This window comes from Dyadobacter sp. HNCC25DJ187, from assembly GCF_056895255.1.
Genome location: NZ_JBXHAT010000002.1, coordinates 344,832 through 361,336, shown reverse-complemented (window position 1 = coordinate 361,336; position 16,505 = coordinate 344,832). Strand labels below are relative to the sequence as shown.

General features: G+C 42.6%; 11 protein-coding genes. 3 read left to right on the top strand and 8 right to left on the bottom strand.

Going from position 1 to position 16,505, the window contains the following annotated elements; translation table 11 throughout:
* Positions 1-15 precede the first annotated feature (15 nt).
* Both AC1XUE_RS12570 and AC1XUE_RS12565 read right to left on the bottom strand, forming a co-directional pair.
* Complete coding sequence (locus tag AC1XUE_RS12570) at positions 16-1,641, bottom strand: NADP-dependent glyceraldehyde-3-phosphate dehydrogenase (protein WP_483356325.1); 1,626 nt, start codon at positions 1,639-1,641, stop codon at positions 16-18.
* Between the two features lie 347 nt (positions 1,642-1,988).
* On the bottom strand, positions 1,989-3,323 hold the full coding sequence (locus AC1XUE_RS12565; RefSeq protein ID WP_483356324.1) for an MATE family efflux transporter: 1,335 nt from the start codon (positions 3,321-3,323) through the stop codon (positions 1,989-1,991).
* A 225-nt stretch (positions 3,324-3,548) separates the two neighbouring features.
* On the opposite strand from AC1XUE_RS12565, the gene AC1XUE_RS12560 reads away from it, so the two are divergent.
* Positions 3,549-6,008, top strand: coding sequence for a TonB-dependent receptor (locus AC1XUE_RS12560; protein ID WP_483356323.1), 2,460 nt, complete (start codon positions 3,549-3,551; stop codon positions 6,006-6,008).
* A gap of 355 nt (positions 6,009-6,363) precedes the next feature.
* A complete protein-coding gene (locus AC1XUE_RS12555; protein ID WP_483356322.1) occupies positions 6,364-6,807 on the top strand; it encodes a response regulator in 444 nt (147 codons plus the stop codon).
* 104 nt (positions 6,808-6,911) lie between these two features.
* On the opposite strand, the gene namA is transcribed toward AC1XUE_RS12555, so the two are convergent.
* Both namA and carB read right to left on the bottom strand, forming a co-directional pair.
* On the bottom strand, positions 6,912-7,979 hold the full coding sequence (gene namA, locus AC1XUE_RS12550; protein ID WP_483356321.1) for an NADPH dehydrogenase NamA: 1,068 nt from the start codon (positions 7,977-7,979) through the stop codon (positions 6,912-6,914).
* Positions 7,980-8,068: 89 nt separating this feature from the next.
* Positions 8,069-10,912 (bottom strand): carbamoyl-phosphate synthase large subunit, encoded by a 2,844-nt coding sequence (carB, locus tag AC1XUE_RS12545; protein WP_483356320.1) that lies wholly within the window; start codon positions 10,910-10,912, stop codon positions 8,069-8,071.
* 283 nt (positions 10,913-11,195) lie between these two features.
* Between carB and AC1XUE_RS12540 the strand changes: the two genes are divergently transcribed.
* Positions 11,196-11,621, top strand: a complete 426-nt coding sequence (locus AC1XUE_RS12540; protein ID WP_483356319.1) for a DUF2251 domain-containing protein — start codon at positions 11,196-11,198, stop codon at positions 11,619-11,621.
* A gap of 9 nt (positions 11,622-11,630) precedes the next feature.
* On the opposite strand, the gene AC1XUE_RS12535 is transcribed toward AC1XUE_RS12540, so the two are convergent.
* The 4 genes from AC1XUE_RS12535 to nuoB form a co-directional block, all read right to left on the bottom strand.
* A complete protein-coding gene (locus tag AC1XUE_RS12535; protein ID WP_483356318.1) occupies positions 11,631-13,475 on the bottom strand; it encodes a BamA/TamA family outer membrane protein in 1,845 nt (614 codons plus the stop codon).
* Between the two features lie 102 nt (positions 13,476-13,577).
* Entirely contained in the window at positions 13,578-15,257 is a 1,680-nt protein-coding gene (locus AC1XUE_RS12530) for a hypothetical protein (protein ID WP_483356317.1), read from the bottom strand.
* A 60-nt stretch (positions 15,258-15,317) separates the two neighbouring features.
* On the bottom strand, positions 15,318-15,836 hold the full coding sequence (locus AC1XUE_RS12525) for an NADH-quinone oxidoreductase subunit C (RefSeq protein WP_483356316.1): 519 nt from the start codon (positions 15,834-15,836) through the stop codon (positions 15,318-15,320).
* Positions 15,837-15,887: 51 nt separating this feature from the next.
* A complete protein-coding gene (nuoB, locus tag AC1XUE_RS12520) occupies positions 15,888-16,412 on the bottom strand; it encodes an NADH-quinone oxidoreductase subunit NuoB (RefSeq protein ID WP_483356315.1) in 525 nt (174 codons plus the stop codon).
* Between the last annotated feature and the right edge of the window lie 93 nt (positions 16,413-16,505).

Here is a 16,505-nt window from a genome sequence, read left to right as displayed (position 1 = left end):
CCGCTTTTTTACTTTTTAGAATATAAACTTGGTGCTTAAAAAATTAGATGTGTCCTGATGCACGATTTCATTGATCAATTGCGTATTGGCATTATTCATCTTGAAAGCAACAAGGGAGCGGATCGAAAATGCACGGATCGCATCGGCAACCGAAAGTGTTCCTTCGGCGCTATCCTTTCTGCCCGTGAATGGGAATACATCCGGTCCACGTTGGCATTGGGTGTTAATATTTACACGGCTCACCTGATTAACCAAAGGGTCTATCAGCGCCGCTACCTCGGCAGAATTGTTACTGAAAATACTTACCTGCTGTCCGTGTGTTGCTTCAATAAGATATTCAATCGATTCTTCCAGATCATCAAAGGCAACCACAGGCACTATAGGACCAAACTGCTCTTCGTGGTATAGCTTCATATCTTTGTTAACCGGATAAACTACTGCAGGATAAAAAAATGAACCGGCAGAGCTTCCACCATTTTCGTTTACCACGCTGGCGCCATGTGCTTTTGCATCTGCAATGCATTCATTGAGATAATCAATCTTATTGGGTTCGGGCAGGGGCGTAAGTGAAACTCCTTTTTCCCAGGGCATGCCGTATTTCAGGCCTGCTACTGCTTCACTAAACTGTCTGATGAATTCATCCGCAATGCTCCTGTGTACCCAAACAATTTTTAACGCCGTGCACCGCTGTCCGTTAAAGGACAATGAGCCGGTTAGCGTTTCTTTAACAGCCAGCTCAATATCAGCATTCGCTGTAATAATCGCGGCATTCTTTGCATCAAGTCCAAGAACAGCCCGTAAACGGTTTACTTTTGGATGTTGCTTTTTGAGCTCATTTGCCACCTTGCTTGAGCCGATCAGTGTAAGGACGTTGATCTTACCGGATTGCATCAGGCCAGGTACGATGGTGTTACCACGACCATAAATAATATTGACCACACCCTTCGGAAAGCAGTCTCTGAATGCTTCCTGCAAAGGATAATGTAAAAGTGTACCGAATTTGGGAGGTTTGAAAAGGATTGTATTACCCATGATCAGCGCCGGAATCAGGGTAGTAAATGTCTCGTTTAAGGGATAATTGAACGGCCCCATGCAAAGTACAACTCCAAGAGGAGAGCGGCGTACCTGAGCTGCTATGCCATCCACAATATCAAAGCCGGATGAATCTCTGTCCAAATTCTTCAATGAGTCTATTGTAGCATAGATATATTCAACAGTCCGGTCAAACTCCTTGATGGAATCGGCAAAGGATTTACCAATTTCCCACATGATCAGCTTCACAATGATGTCTTTTTGCTCGATCATTTTTCCGGTGAACTGCTCGACGCAATGAATACGCTCCGCAACACCCATGGTTGGCCATTCACCCCGGCCATTGTTATACGCTGCTACTGCCGCATCTAACGAAAGCTGTGCTTCTTTTTCAGAGCATACCGGATAACTGCCAATCAGTACTCTCTGTAGTCCCTTATCCGTATGTGTACAAATAGGGGAGAAGACTTCATGAACCTGACCATCCCAGGATTTCATTTCGCCATTGCTGAGATATTCGCGCTGATGCACGGGCGCATCAAGCTGATACTCTGCCGGAATCCGATCCGGATGGGGGAAAATACTTTGTAATGTGGAGTTAAAATCCATTTCTTGTAACGAGTTAAACTTGATTAATAAACCGGATATTATATGTCAATTAGACAGTTATTTTAAAGGGCATTATTCTGGTACCTTATATAAGCATAGGCGATAAGAATGAGTGGGAAATGTATTAAAATTTACAGGTTAGCTCGAAGCCCGGCATGGTCGGACCAGCAGCGTTAATAGGCAAAAGATACATTCAGATTCAATTTACTTCTGATGTAAATAAATAGTTATACGCAATTGACGAAATGAGCTACATGGTAACCTGATAGCACTGCTGAAATAAAATAAAAAAGCTGCGAATGATTATTCGCAGCTTTCGTAATAGGTTAGTATACAGTAGTTTGTTGCTAGTTCGTGTGGGTATTTGCTTTAGTCATTTTGAAAAAACGTGTGATCAGAAATACCGAAGCCAAGGTGAGTCCCATAATCAATCCCAGCCACATACCGGGAGCTCCCATATTGAAATGGAATGCCAGAAGGTAACCGAAAGGTATGCCCACAACCCAATAAGCAATTCCAATGAGCACCGTAGGTATTTTCACATCCTTAATACCTCGCAGCAATCCTGCACTGATAGCCTGTGTACTGTCGGATATCTGAAAAACAGCAGCAAACAGCAGTAACAGAGCAGCCATCTCAACCACCATTGTATTATCATTAAAAGCGGTTGGAAGAACATTACGAAAGACAGCAAAACCAATAGCACACAGTATTCCGTAAATCAGAGCCGTAAAAATAGTGCTTTTGCCTATCACAAATATCTTACCCCAGTCATTACGTCCGAAAGCGTTACTGACACGTATAGAGCCAGCCTGTGCAAGACCCATTGAAACCATGAATGTGAAAGAAGCGCAGCTTAGTGCAATCTGATGAGATGCCTGCGCAACAGCACCCAATGTTCCAATAATGATACCGGAAACTGCGAAAGCGCCCGCCTCCATACCAATTTGCAGACTGCTTGGTACTCCGATATGAAGCAATTCTCTGATGGTTCCCATTTTTAGTTTCCACTGATTTTTGCTAACCGCTATGTACTTACTGAAAGTTTTGTGTTTAAGAATCACCAGTAGCAAAGCCAGAAACATGCAGGTTCTGGTAATTAATGTGGCCCAGCCGGCGCCGGCAAGTTCCAGTCTCGGCAGCCCCCAGTTGCCGTATATCAGCAGCCAGTTCAGCAAAATGTTTAGTGGCATACCGGCCAGTGAAAGTATCATGGCGGTACGGGTATATTCCAGTCCGTCAGCAAATTGTTTCAAAGTCATAAACAGCAGCATCGGAATGATGGACAAGCCCATTAATTGCATAAATGGCATGGCGAGTTCTGCAACTTCAGGATCCTGACCCAAATGATGGAGTATACCTTTTCCGAATATGAGTGTAAATGAAATCGCAAGGGCGGTAAGCGCACATAAAATGAATCCGTTAAACAAATAGTGCGAGACCAGCTGTGCATCACGGCGTCCGTGTGCCATGGATACCATTTGGGAAACGGAAATGGTCATGCCTATACCAATCACAAAAGGGATATTCATTGCATTAATCACCAGTGCCGCAGCTGCTAATTGTTTGTAGCTGATAGCACCAACCATGGCACTGTCGATCAGATGGAGTGCCATTTGAGCCAGCTCTCCAATGACGATAGGAAGTGCAAGACGGATCGTTTGTGATGCTTCGTTTTTCATAGCTTATGTGAATCAATAATTAAAAAGTCTGCAAAGGTACGCAACTTTAAAACAAGCAGAAGCTGGCATTAGAAAGATATTGTTATCGTAACACGGATCGACTGTGCAGGTATGCTGGCGCTATCTTCGTCTGACTATAAATCTCATTGAGTAAAATAAAAGAATAATAGGGTTTTATAGAAAGTATTTAACCTAAGCATACTGGCCGATCTACGGTCGCTACAAATGAAATTAATATTTACCAGCCTATTCAATACATCAGGTCAGTCGGGTACCTCGTGCCTTGGAGTCCTGTTATTTCTATCCATGCTTGTTTCCGCTGAAGCGCTGGCACAGGAAAAACTCAAAGTCAAAGGAAAAGTAGTTGATGCTGCCGGTGGCTTGCCACTTAGCTACGCCAGCGTACGTTTATTTAAGTCCGTTGATAGTTCCTATGCAGCAGGGGCCATCACTGATGAAACCGGTGGATTCGTGGTAGAAGTTGTTGCTGGTAACTACTACGCACTGTCGGAGTTTATCGGTTATAAACCTCGTTTTACGTCTGATGTTCATGTGCAGCAAGGAATGAAAATGTTGAATCTGCCCGATATCAAATTGACGGCCTCTGCCAGAAACCTGGATGAGGTGACGGTTCAGGCCGAAAAGAGTAGTATGGAACTGTCGTTGGATAAAAAGATTTTCAATGTAGGAAAGGATCTGGCCAATTCAGGTGGAACGGCAGTGGATATCCTGACGAATGTGCCTTCTGTAGCGGTGGATGTGGAAGGGAATGTGAGCCTGCGTGGGTCCGGTAATGTGAGAATTCTGATTGATGGAAAGCCATCCGGTTTGGTGAGCCTCAAAGGAGGAGCAGGACTTCAGCAGTTACAGGGAAGTATTATTGAAAGAGTTGAAATTATTACCAATCCATCGGCGCGGTATGAAGCTGAAGGTATGGGAGGTATTATCAATATCGTACTCAAAAAAGAACGTAAAGAAGGATTTAACGGCTCTTTTGATATCATTGCAGGCCACCCAACCAACTATGGTGCGGCGGCTAATGTAAACTACAGGAAAAATAAGCTGAATTTTTTTATCAACTATACATTGTCTTTCCGCAATACACCAGGACGCAATGATGTGTATCAGGAAACATACCGCAATGATTCCACCATTATTATGCAACGTGATATGACCAGTAAGCTGAAAGGCATGAACAACAGCGCGCGTGGAGGAATTGATTACTATTTTAATGATAAAAATGTACTAACCGGAGCATATACCTGGCGTACAAGTAAAGGTAAGAGGTTCTCAACGCTTACTTACAGGGATTATCTTTTTTCTACTGACAACCCGACAGGAATTACAACCAGAACGCAGGATGAAACAGAGACGGAGCCTAACGCGGAGTATGCCATCACTTACAGGAAAACTTTTAACAGAAAAGGCAGGGAATTCACGGCCGATGTACGTTATCTGGACAATTGGGAAAATTCAGATCAGTATTACAATGAAAATATATTCAAGCCAAACGGTACTCCGAGTGGCATTCCTCCGATTCTTCAACGAGCACTTAACTTTGAGACGGAGAAGCAGTTGCTTTTCCAGGTAGACTATGTGCATCCTTTTGGTAAGGATGGAAAGGTCGAAGCCGGACTAAGGAGTAGCTCGCGCGATATGACTAACGACTATTCTGTAACCCAGAGAAATGAATCAGGGGGATGGTTTGAACTTCCTAACCTGACTAATGATTTTCTATATGAAGAAGATATTCATGCGGCATATGCCATTATAGGAAATAAGACAGGTAAATTTTCTTATCAGGCGGGACTTCGGGGCGAGTGGACCGGTGTAACTACCGAACTTCGTACCACCCGTGAGGTAAATGACAGAAACTATGCAAATTTGTTTCCAAGTGCGCATATTACCTATGATCTGGCAAAGCAAAATGCATTACAGCTTAGCTTCAGCCGAAGGGTTAGGCGACCTCAGTATAATGATCTGACTCCATTTGCTACATTTAGCGATAATAGGAACTACTGGAGCGGTAATCCTGATCTGAATCCGGAATTTACCAACGTATTTGAAGCGGGGCACATCAAGTACCTGGAGAAAGGTTCCGTAACTTCTTCTGTATATTACCGGCACACAACCGGGAAAATAACGAGTATCCGTCGTGTTCAGGATAATGGCAATTCCTATACACGTCCTGAAAACCTGGGGACCGAGGATTCTTACGGAGCAGAATTTACAGGATCACTTGTTCCATACAAGTGGTGGAAACTGGATGGAAGCATCAATTTCTTTCGCGCCATCACCGATGGAACAGACGTAGATCAAACATTCCAAAGTGATACGTATAGCTGGTTTGTGCGGATGATGTCTCGTTTCACGTTATGGCAATCAGCAGACGTTCAGCTAAGAGGAAACTACGAAGCCCCGCAACAGACACCTCAGGGAAGACGTAAAGCGCTGGCAACACTCGATTTGGCGGCTACCAGGGACATACTTAAAGGCAACGGAACGCTTACATTGAGTGTGGTTGATATCTTTAACTCACGAAAATTCAGATCTATTACTGAGGGACCCAATTTCTATGCACGAACTAACTCACAAGGGAGACTACGCCAAATTAATTTAACGTTAAATTATCGTTTGCATCAGGCTAAAAAGAAACCGAAAGAAGGATTAGATGGTGAATTTTGATGTGCTAACTGGCATTGAATGAGTCGTTTGTGGTTAATTTAACTGTGTGAAGTGTATATTAATCCCATAGACTTAGGTAAGATGATCTGTGAAAACTGAGCTTCTATTTGTTTCTTGTATTTAAATTCATTAAGTTTATATAGAATTTATTTTAGTCCTGCACTGTTCTTCTACGTATTGACCTGTGTTTTCACAGGTTAAGTATCCCCAGCATTCAGGAAATACCGGGTGTTTTCAGTTTAAGAGTAGATTCCGTTAAACGGTAACTAATTCCAATTACTTACATCAATTTCACGTACAAGTATTGATCAAGTATTTATACTGAGAAAGTGTAGAAAATGAAGATATTATGATAATGAAATCAAATAAATCAATCTATCTGGCAGACGACGATGCAGACGACTGCATGTTGTTTGAGGATGCATTAAGGGAGGTCTGTGATACTACTGAGCTTACCACTGCTAATGATGGTGTTGAACTATTGGATCTGATGGAAACGACGGTACCGCCCCCGCCGGATGTAATTTTCCTCGATCTGAATATGCCTAGAAAAAATGGCTTTGAATGTCTGGAGCAGATTCGGGCAACTATAAAATGGAAAGACATTCCAATAGTTATTTTCTCAACAACCGGACAGGAAGATATGATTCGGAAAGTGTATGATCACGGCGCCAATTATTTTATACGCAAGCCAGGTTCATTTCCTAAGTTGAAACAGGCTATTCGTCAGATTCTTGACACCGATTGGACCACTCACAGTTGGGTACCAGTGTCGGATAATCTGAGATACCATTATTAATCGCTGTTACGATAGTAATTGCAAAAAATCTGATGCTTACTGAAAATTTTGTTTGAAAAATCGCCTGTAAAACTTAACAGGCGATTTTTTTTATCTGGAATCTTTTAAACCTTGGCTCTTTCATACTGCACAGGCCAAACGATGTCTTCTTTAAGTTCTCTAGCTGCTTCGATGGGGAAATAAGGATTCCGCAGTATTTCACGTGCCAGGAAAATCAGATCTGCTTCACCGCTTTGCAAAATACCCTCCGCCTGCTCACTGGTAGTAATTAATCCAACAGTACCCGTTAAAATACCTACGTTCTTTTTGATCTGTGACGCAAACGGAACCTGGTAAAGTGGACCGATAGGTATTTTGGTATGTGGAACCAATCCACCTGTTGATACATCAATCATATCAACACCTTTTTCTTTCAAAATCTTCGATAATTCAACCGATTGCTCTGGGTCCCAGCCATTTTCCGCCCAGTCTGTTGCTGAAATACGAACAACAAGCGGCAGATTTGAAGGCCAAACTTCCTGTACTGCTTCTATAATTTCAAGGAGAAGCTGGATACGGTTTTCAAAAGAGCCTCCATAGTTATCGTTTCTCTGGTTGCTGAGTGGCGACAGAAACTGGTGTATCAGGTAACCATGGGCTGCGTGCAGCTCTACTACTTCAAAACCAGCCTGTAATGCTCTTTGAGCTGCATTAGCGAAGTCTTGAATAAGTTTACTGATATCCCCATGCGACATCTCCAACGGAGCTGCATCTCCCTGATTAAACGGAATGGCAGAGGCACTCAGTGTTTGCCAGCCTCCCTGATCCTTCGGTACTTGCCCACGACCTTTCCATGCTGCCTGCGTACTCGCTTTCCTTCCGGCATGTGCCAGCTGAATACCGGCAACCGAGCCCTGCTGCTTGATGAAGGTGGTGATTTGTTTCAGTTTATCGATGTGTTCATCCCTATAAATTCCCAAATCATCAGGCGATATGCGCCCTTCAGGAGATACAGCAGTGGCTTCAGAAATAATCAATCCTGCACCGCCTACGGCACGACTACCCAAATGTACCAGATGCCAGTCCGTCGCAAAGCCGTCTACCGATGAATACTGGCACATGGGTGATACGACAATCCGGTTTTTAAGTGTGATATTTTTTATCTTGAGAGGTGAAAATAACAACGTGGCCATTAGTTAAATAGTGAATGTGTAAGAATAATTTAACAATACAATAAAAAAGCCCGGATTAACACCGGGCTTTCAATTATTGTATCAAGAACCTATCGGCTCAAATATAAATTCCTTTCACTGTAAACCTTTTGGAAAAATTCGTCTTCAAGATCATCAATAAAGTAGATTCCCTCACCGGTAGATTTCATCTCTGGTCCAAGTTCCTTATTTACATTGGGGAATTTGTTGAAAGAGAATACCGGTATTTTAATAGCCCAACCTTTTTTTACCGGATTGAAAGTGAAGTCAGCAATTTTCTTGTCCCCCAGCATCAACTTGGTTGCATAATTCACATAAGGTTCCTGATACGCTTTGCATATGAATGGAACAGTTCTTGATGCTCTTGGGTTAGCTTCAATTACATATACAATTCCGTTTTTCACAGCAAACTGTACGTTGATTAAACCCTTCACGCTCATCGCTTTTGCGATTTTGCGTGTATGCTCCTCAATTTGTCGCACCTCATCATCCGAAAGATCAAAATGAGGAAGTGTAGCATGTGAGTCACCTGAGTGAATTCCGGCTGGCTCAATATGCTCCATTACACCTATAATGTAAGAGTCTTCGCCATCACAAATTGCATCAGCCTCTGCTTCAAGTGCGCCTTCAAGGAAATGGTCAAGAAGAATGTTGTTATCAGGAATGTCATGAAGGATTTTAACCACATGTTGCTCCAGCTCTTTTTCGTTGAGAACAATTTTCATGTTCTGGCCACCCAATACATAACTTGGACGAACAAGTAACGGGAACCCAAGTGTACGGGAAAGTTCAACGGCAGCATCAGCAGTTCTTACTGTTCCAAACTTAGGATAAGGAATACCAAGCTCTTCCAGCAAGGGAGAGAAGCGGCCACGGTCTTCAGCCCAGTCTAACGAATTATAGCTGGTTCCAATGATCTTGATACCGTATTTATCTAGTTTCTCTGCCATTTTCAGTGCAGTTTGTCCACCAAGCTGAACAATCACACCTTCCGGCTTTTCATGCTGTATAATGTCATAAACATGTTCCCAGAAAACCGGCTCAAAATATAGTTTATCTGCAATGTCCGGATCTGTTGATACAGTTTCAGGATTACAGTTGATCATAATGGTTTCGTAACCTGCTTCTTTCGCGGCCAATACTCCGTGAACACATGAGTAGTCGAATTCAATCCCCTGTCCGATACGGTTAGGCCCGGAACCCAAGACGATCACCTTCTTTTTCTCACTTACAACGGATTCGTTGTCAGGCATGTCCTGAGATGAATTGAAAGTAGAGTAGTAATAAGGGGTTTTGGCTTCAAATTCTGCGGCACAGGTATCTACGCATTTGTATACACGCTGAATACCCAGTTCTTTTCTTCTGTCGTAAACCTTGCTTTCTTTTGTATTTAGCAAATGAGCGATCTGACGATCCGCATAACCTTTTTGTTTGGCGTTAAGCAACAGCTCTTTAGGCAGATCTTCAAGATCAAACTTACCAATCTCTTGTTCCAGCTCAATCAATTCTTCGATTTGGCGAAGGAACCATGGATCTATTTTAGTAAGATTCTGGATTGTTTTGAAAGACAAACCAATTTTGAATGCATCATATATGTGGAAAAGACGATCCCAGCTTGGGTGAGCAAGACTATATTTGATCGCTTCCTGATCACGTAGTTCACGACCGTCAGCACCGAGTCCGTTACGACGAATCTCCAGAGACTGACATGCTTTCTGCAGTGCTTCCTGAAAATTGCGTCCTATTCCCATCGCTTCACCCACAGACTTCATTTGCAGTCCCAGTGAGCGATCTGCACCTTTGAATTTATCGAAATTCCAACGTGGGACTTTTACGATAACGTAGTCAATCGAAGGCTCGAAGAAAGCAGAGGTGCTTCCTGTAATCGGGTTAATAAGTTCGTCCAGATTGTATCCAATCGCCATTTTAGCAGCAATTTTTGCAATAGGATAACCTGTAGCTTTTGAGGCTAAAGCTGAAGAACGGGAAACCCGAGGATTAATCTCGATAGCGATGATCATATCATTTTCAGGATTTACTGAAAACTGAACGTTACAACCACCTGCAAATTTTCCGATTCCGTCCATCATTTTGATAGCCAGATCACGCATTTGCTGATACAGTGTATCAGGCAGTGTCATCGCCGGCGCTACTGTGATACTATCGCCCGTATGAACACCCATCGGGTCAAAGTTCTCAATAGAGCAAATGATGATAAAGTTTCCTTTATTATCTCGGAGTAGTTCAAGTTCATATTCCTTCCAGCCCGTCACACTTTGTTCAACCAATACCTCGTGGGTTGGAGAAGCATGAAGACCATTGTTAAGTGCCTGATCGAAATCTTCTTCTTTATCAACAATACCACCTCCTGTACCACCCAATGTAAATGATGGGCGAATAACCAAAGGAAATCCTATTTCCTGAGCAATTTCTTTTCCTTCCAAAAATGAGCGGGCCGTACGTCCTTTACAAACGTTAACGTTCAATTCAAGCATTTTAAGCCTGAATTTTTCGCGGTCTTCGGTTGTTTCGATTGCTTTAATATCAACACCTATAATATCCACATTGTACTTTTTCCATACGCCTGCTTTATCACAGTCAATAGCAAGATTCAATGCAGTTTGTCCACCCATGGTGGGAAGTACAGCATCAATAGGTTTACCCATCGCAATATGCTGTTCCAAAATTTTAATTATGGATTTCTTTTCCAAAGGAAGCAGGTACACATGATCCGCACTGATGGGGTCGGTCATGATCGTTGCCGGATTGGAATTGATTAATACTACCTCAACTCCTTCCTCACGAAGAGAACGGGCGGCCTGAGAACCGGCATAGTCAAACTCGCACGCCTGACCTATAATAATTGGACCTGAACCGATAATTAGAACGGACTTGATATTCGTATTTTTGGGCACAGTAATTGGTAATTTGTAGAATGTAGAAAAAAACTTTTTAGCAACTTTCGGTGATGCCTCCAGCCTTAATAAGTAGGTGTAGGTCCAAAAATTCCACAAAGTTAATTCGTATATCTGAAAAAGACCACTGGCAGGGCATATTTAATGTTAATTTTTTGAGTTTACTGTTTCTCAACACTATGTTTTTACTTGGGAGAAATTCTGTGTTTCTTGCCACAGCAAAGTTCGGAAAAGGAGTTGTTATCAAACTCCTTGTATTACTAACCTAATCGTTATAAGGTGAATGAGTATTTATAAATCGCAGACAATCGGATTTGAGCAGACATTTCAGATTGGCCAGGATGCTTACTTTACAAGTGTGGCTCCGGTGACCTCTTATGTAGTATCTTTTGAAGATGATACACAAACCGGCTACTTCTATGCAGTTGCTATTGGCGAACAGATTAATATTCTGGATGCATTGCACATCTATAATACAGTGGACGTCATACATAAAGATAAACCTTGCAAAATTCAGATCATGTGGACACAGGATGGTATGATCGCTTCGCTGCTGATCAATGGATACTGTCAGGCTTTGTTTGATTTCTCGAAAAGAGAAGGGTTTTGTCGTAATAACTTTCCCGAAAGCAAAGGAGAATGGAAACAAGAAGGGCCGCGGCTTTTGACCGATGAACTGATCAGCAGACTATTCTCAAAGGAAGACTGATTCAGATTTCTACTGTAATGGCACAATAGAAGGCGCGGAGATATCAAAATCGCGTAACCGAAGGGGTACATTTCCGGCAGCTCCGAAGCGCATCGGGCTGCTATTGCCGGGGATGTTTGGGTAGTAACCAAAATGGATCTGAAACGTATTGAATGTCAGGTTTTCGTTTCGTAGTCTAAGCCCTAATCCGTATCCCTGATAAAGAGGACTTTTGCGCAACTTTTCCACGCTGTTTACAAGTCCCAAATCCGCGAAAATAAAGTAGGCGATACGAAATCCCAATAAACTTTTGTCCGAGAAGAATACGGTTTCAGTTCCGACTGTAAATCTTTTAGTTCCAATCAATTGATCACTATATATCCCTCTGATGCCCTGATCCCTGCTGATGTTCAGGTAATCGTAAGCATCCCTGTCTATACCATGCGTGTAGCGCAAGGTGAGAAACTGCCGGAAAAAGCTATATCTGAAAGGAATCAGGTTGCTGATATAATTCATTTGGCCATTGATCACGCCCTGCCGGGCCACGCCACTTTGATAATAACTTCCTGCATTAAACAAAAGATAGAGGTATCCAAGGTTGTGGGGCAGATAGTTTCCGGTAGCATATTGCAGACCACCATAGCCACGCTGGCCAAATTCTGTTTTTTCTTTGCCTATGGTAAGCGAAAAAAGATTTCCCACCGGTACATCTTCTGTTCGTCCAAATCCATATATCAGTACGTCCCTTTTATAATTTCGGTTGGAATAGCCCAAACTGAAAAGCAGAGCGCTTTTGTTCCAATAGATCTTATTAGAATCAGCTGATACGGGTGGCCTGTCCAGGAATTTATAATTGTTGTAGCGGACAGCAGTAACAAGACGTGAGTTTTCAGATAAAACAGTATTTTTAAAAGGAAATTTAAAAGCTCTCCCCAACCACATATCGTAGTAATTGTACTTGGTTTCGAAGAGAGGTATAGGCTCTTCAGCATCCATAATATTTCTTTTATAGTGCTTTTGTCTCAAACTTCCTGCTTCAGCGGCACCGGCATATTTTGTTTCAGTCGTGAGGAATGGCCTGAAAAACCTGACAGATTGTTCTTTCAGATCCCGTTCGTAAATGAAACTTGCCTGACCGGTGATAAAAGTTTTACCGATGTAAGGAACTGTATATATAGTACGGAACTGGAATTTCTGAAGTGTGTCGCGACCATCCCACCGGATTGCGGTAAGCTGGGAATGCGTGGTTCCGTTGGCGTTAATATTATTGAGGCCAATATTGAATTTGTTAAAGGAACTGAACCCGCCTGAAAAGTTAAGTGACCAGGCATCCTGAATCAAAACGACAACATCGGCCATCCAGGTTACGTCTTGTCTGGGAATAACCAGTATCCTGGCATCTGTGATTAGTTTGTTGGAACGAAGTAGACGTTCATTGTCTTTGAGTACCTGCGCACGTATGTCATCACCTTCAGAGAATAGCAGAAAAGACTTTCTTACAATGCCTTCTCTTGTATTTGTGTGAAAGTTCTTGCTTAAAAACCTTTCGAGTCGTTTGCCCTTTCTCGTGGTATCATAGACAGACTCACCCAACATATCCAGTTGATGAATGACGATGTTTCGGATCACCATTCCTTCATAGGGAGTAAAAGGATTTTTCTCAATCTCCTTCACCTCGCTCACTTTCCCCTGGTTGTATACATCTCTGAATAACAATCTGTATACTGCTTTGGAAAACTTAGTTTTCGACATGCGTACTTTCAGATTGGTATATCTGATGCTGTCTCTTTCATATGTAACTCTTTTGAGACTATCCGGATTTTGCGCAGAAGCCAGGCTGGTTACAAATAAAAACAGTATCAAATATCTATACATTGGATCAACAGGGCAAAGCCTCAGGCTGTATAAGAAATGTTATGTAAGATAAATGCGGCAGTTTATGGTAGGTGAATATACAAAAACGGAATTATAAAATGGTTATTTACCAGACGCCTGCAAAATAGCCTGGATGGTTTTATCAAGCTCAGCAGGAGAAGAGGCTGTTTTCTGAGCAAACTTTCCGTTTGGTTTAATAATAGCATAAGTTCCGGCCTCTATAGGATTAAGTTTAAACAGTAAATCCATCGCCTGACCACTCGATAAAAACATATGTATTCCTTTCAAACGATGCCTGATGATATATTGTTTTACCAAATCACCTGAAACAAATATTTCATCGGAAGGCAGATGAAGGAAAAGGAAGACTACATCCGCCGGGAGCTGTGCCTGCAAGGCAGCTATAAAAGCAAGATCATCACGACTTTTAGAATCCTCGAAACTCCATTTTACGACATAGACTGTTTTCCCTTTGTAAAGGTCTGTCATACGTTTAAACCAGGTTGTACCTCTTTCATTGGATGCACTGATGAAATATCCGGGCAAAGCTTCTGTAGGCTCCGCGCGTGCATCTTTGAATGCAATGAATTTCTCAATATTAACACTGTCACTCACTTCCATCCTGACGATTTCATCCAGAGAGGCCTTGAACTGCGGAATGCTTAAAGTACTCTGAATATGCTGACTTAATCTCAGCTGCTGGCTGTATGTATATCTATAAAAATTACGAGGTAAGAATCTTGCTTTAAGAAATTCTCTCGCCGTACTGTCAAACATCTCACCGTAAAACCGGCTTTCTCGTTCATAACTGAATAGCAGGTTGAGCAGCATTTCATTTTTTGCATATAAATTACTCAGAAAGTCAAGCTCAACTTTTTCGGCTGTTCCTTTGGAGATAATTTCATCGAGTCGGTCCCGCTCCGATGCGGTAAGCTTTGATGAATTGCTGCGAATCAGAAAGGCCATCCTTTTTACTGGTAAAGAGTTGTTTCTGGATGGGGTCGTTGCTTTTTTTTCGTCAATTTGTCTGTCGGCAAAACTACCGAAACGGCTAGCCCATGTAACCCGCTGCATGGTAAGAGGCGATCGACCAAATCGATTCAGGCTGTCAAGCAGATCTTTACCCAAAGCGTATTGATTTGTCAAGGCATACTCATACAGGTTTTGTAGCATTTCGTCGTCGGCAAGTGCCTGGGCCCAGCTTTTCAGGGTCGGGTCGACTATACCGGTTGCCGCTACAGCCTGAAGTGCTGATAATTTTAGTTCAGCTCTTTTGCTGGAAAGGTTTTGTGCTTCAGTGGGGCTTTTTGCCCAAAAAGTTTCATAAAAGCGGGTTCCTAATACGGAGTTTGCTCTGATACGTTTTGCCTCCTCATTGACAAGTAGGTAGTTTTGATTATTGGCTTCCGCATTTACACCTGCGAAGTAAAACAGTCGGTTTTTAGTAGACAAGGAGTCTCCGTTAAATGTAATCTCAATGGTGCCCGGTGATCCCAGAAATGTCGTATAGGCCTTACCACCATAATCCAGATAAATCTCTTCCTTACTGTACAACATCGGTAACGACACCCGAAAACTGCCATCTGGTGCTAGCGACGCTTGTTTGCTGAGCTCGGACTGCGGCTGAAGAATGTTGTTACGGGAGAAGGTAATAGACGGAGCCTGTCTGTAAAGACGGCCACTCAAATTTGAAATACGTCCCTTAATAATCAGCGAATCTGTGGCAGCAAATGCCGATATTGACAGGCAGGTAAGGATTGCAATTGAGATGACGAAGCGCATTTGATTCTGTATTGACGATTGCTTAAACTAAACGATTTTAGGTAAAATTTCAATGAAGTGTTATTCCAGTTGCGGACCATCCTCATACTTTACATAAATACCATGATACCGGTCCTGAAGGATGTAATCTGTTCGGAGTGGATGACCCACCCAGTCTTCAGGAAGCAGAATCCTTCGTTGATCAGGATGACCTTCAAAACTGATTCCTATAAGATCGAATATTTCCCGCTCGTGCCAGTCGGCTGTTCTCCAGATATGACTTACGGTAGGTACAACAGGTAAAGTCTCTCCCTGGATGTTGCGCGGGAAAATCACTTTGACCATCAGATCATGACCATATGGAATCGAAGTAAGATTGTAGACCAATTCCATGGTGTTCAGCCCGGGACCATTATCGATGCCCGTGATGCATGCCAGGTAATCAAAAAAGAGCCGCTCATCTGTATGCAGAAACCTGCAAACCTCCGCAATCGCATCAGATGACACAATAAGAATAGGTTGAGGACCTTTAAGGTCTCCGTCTATTTTGATTTGAGGGAAATGGTTTGTTACGGCTTCCGTTATTTCCTGAAATGTCATTCCTTTTAAATAATGTTAAAACTGAACAGGTATATAGAAAAATGCAGGCTCCTACGAAACACTTGAAAATTTCTCTTCCATTTCTAAAAACAATTCCGGTGCCAGGGGATGCTCACCTCTTATTTTTTCCTGTAATTTCATAAAACCACCAATTAACGCTTCCGGGCGGGGAGGACAACCTGGGACATATACATCAACAGGTATAATTCTATCCACACCTTTTACGACGTGATAGCCATGTTCCCAGTACGGGCCACCGCAATTTGAGCAACTTCCCATCGATATGACATAGCGGGGCTCAGGCATTTGCTCATACAAGCGTCTGATCCGGTCCGCCATTTTAAATGTTACGGTTCCTGCGACAATCATTACATCTGACTGCCTGGGTGAAGGGCGAGGCATAATTCCAAATCGCTCCAAATCGTAGTGAGAAGCGTATGTGGCCATCATTTCAATTGCGCAGCAAGCCAGTCCGAACCCCATTGGCCACAGCGATGAAAGCCTGGCCCAGTTCATCAGATCTTCTGCGTTCGTAAGTATTATACCTCCGTCTCCGTTTTTTATTCTCTCACTCATTTTTCAGCTCATTGTTAGGTATTGTTGGTACAATATTTGTCATTCCATTTATACCCATTTATTACAAATGTAAATATAAATGGACAGAAACGA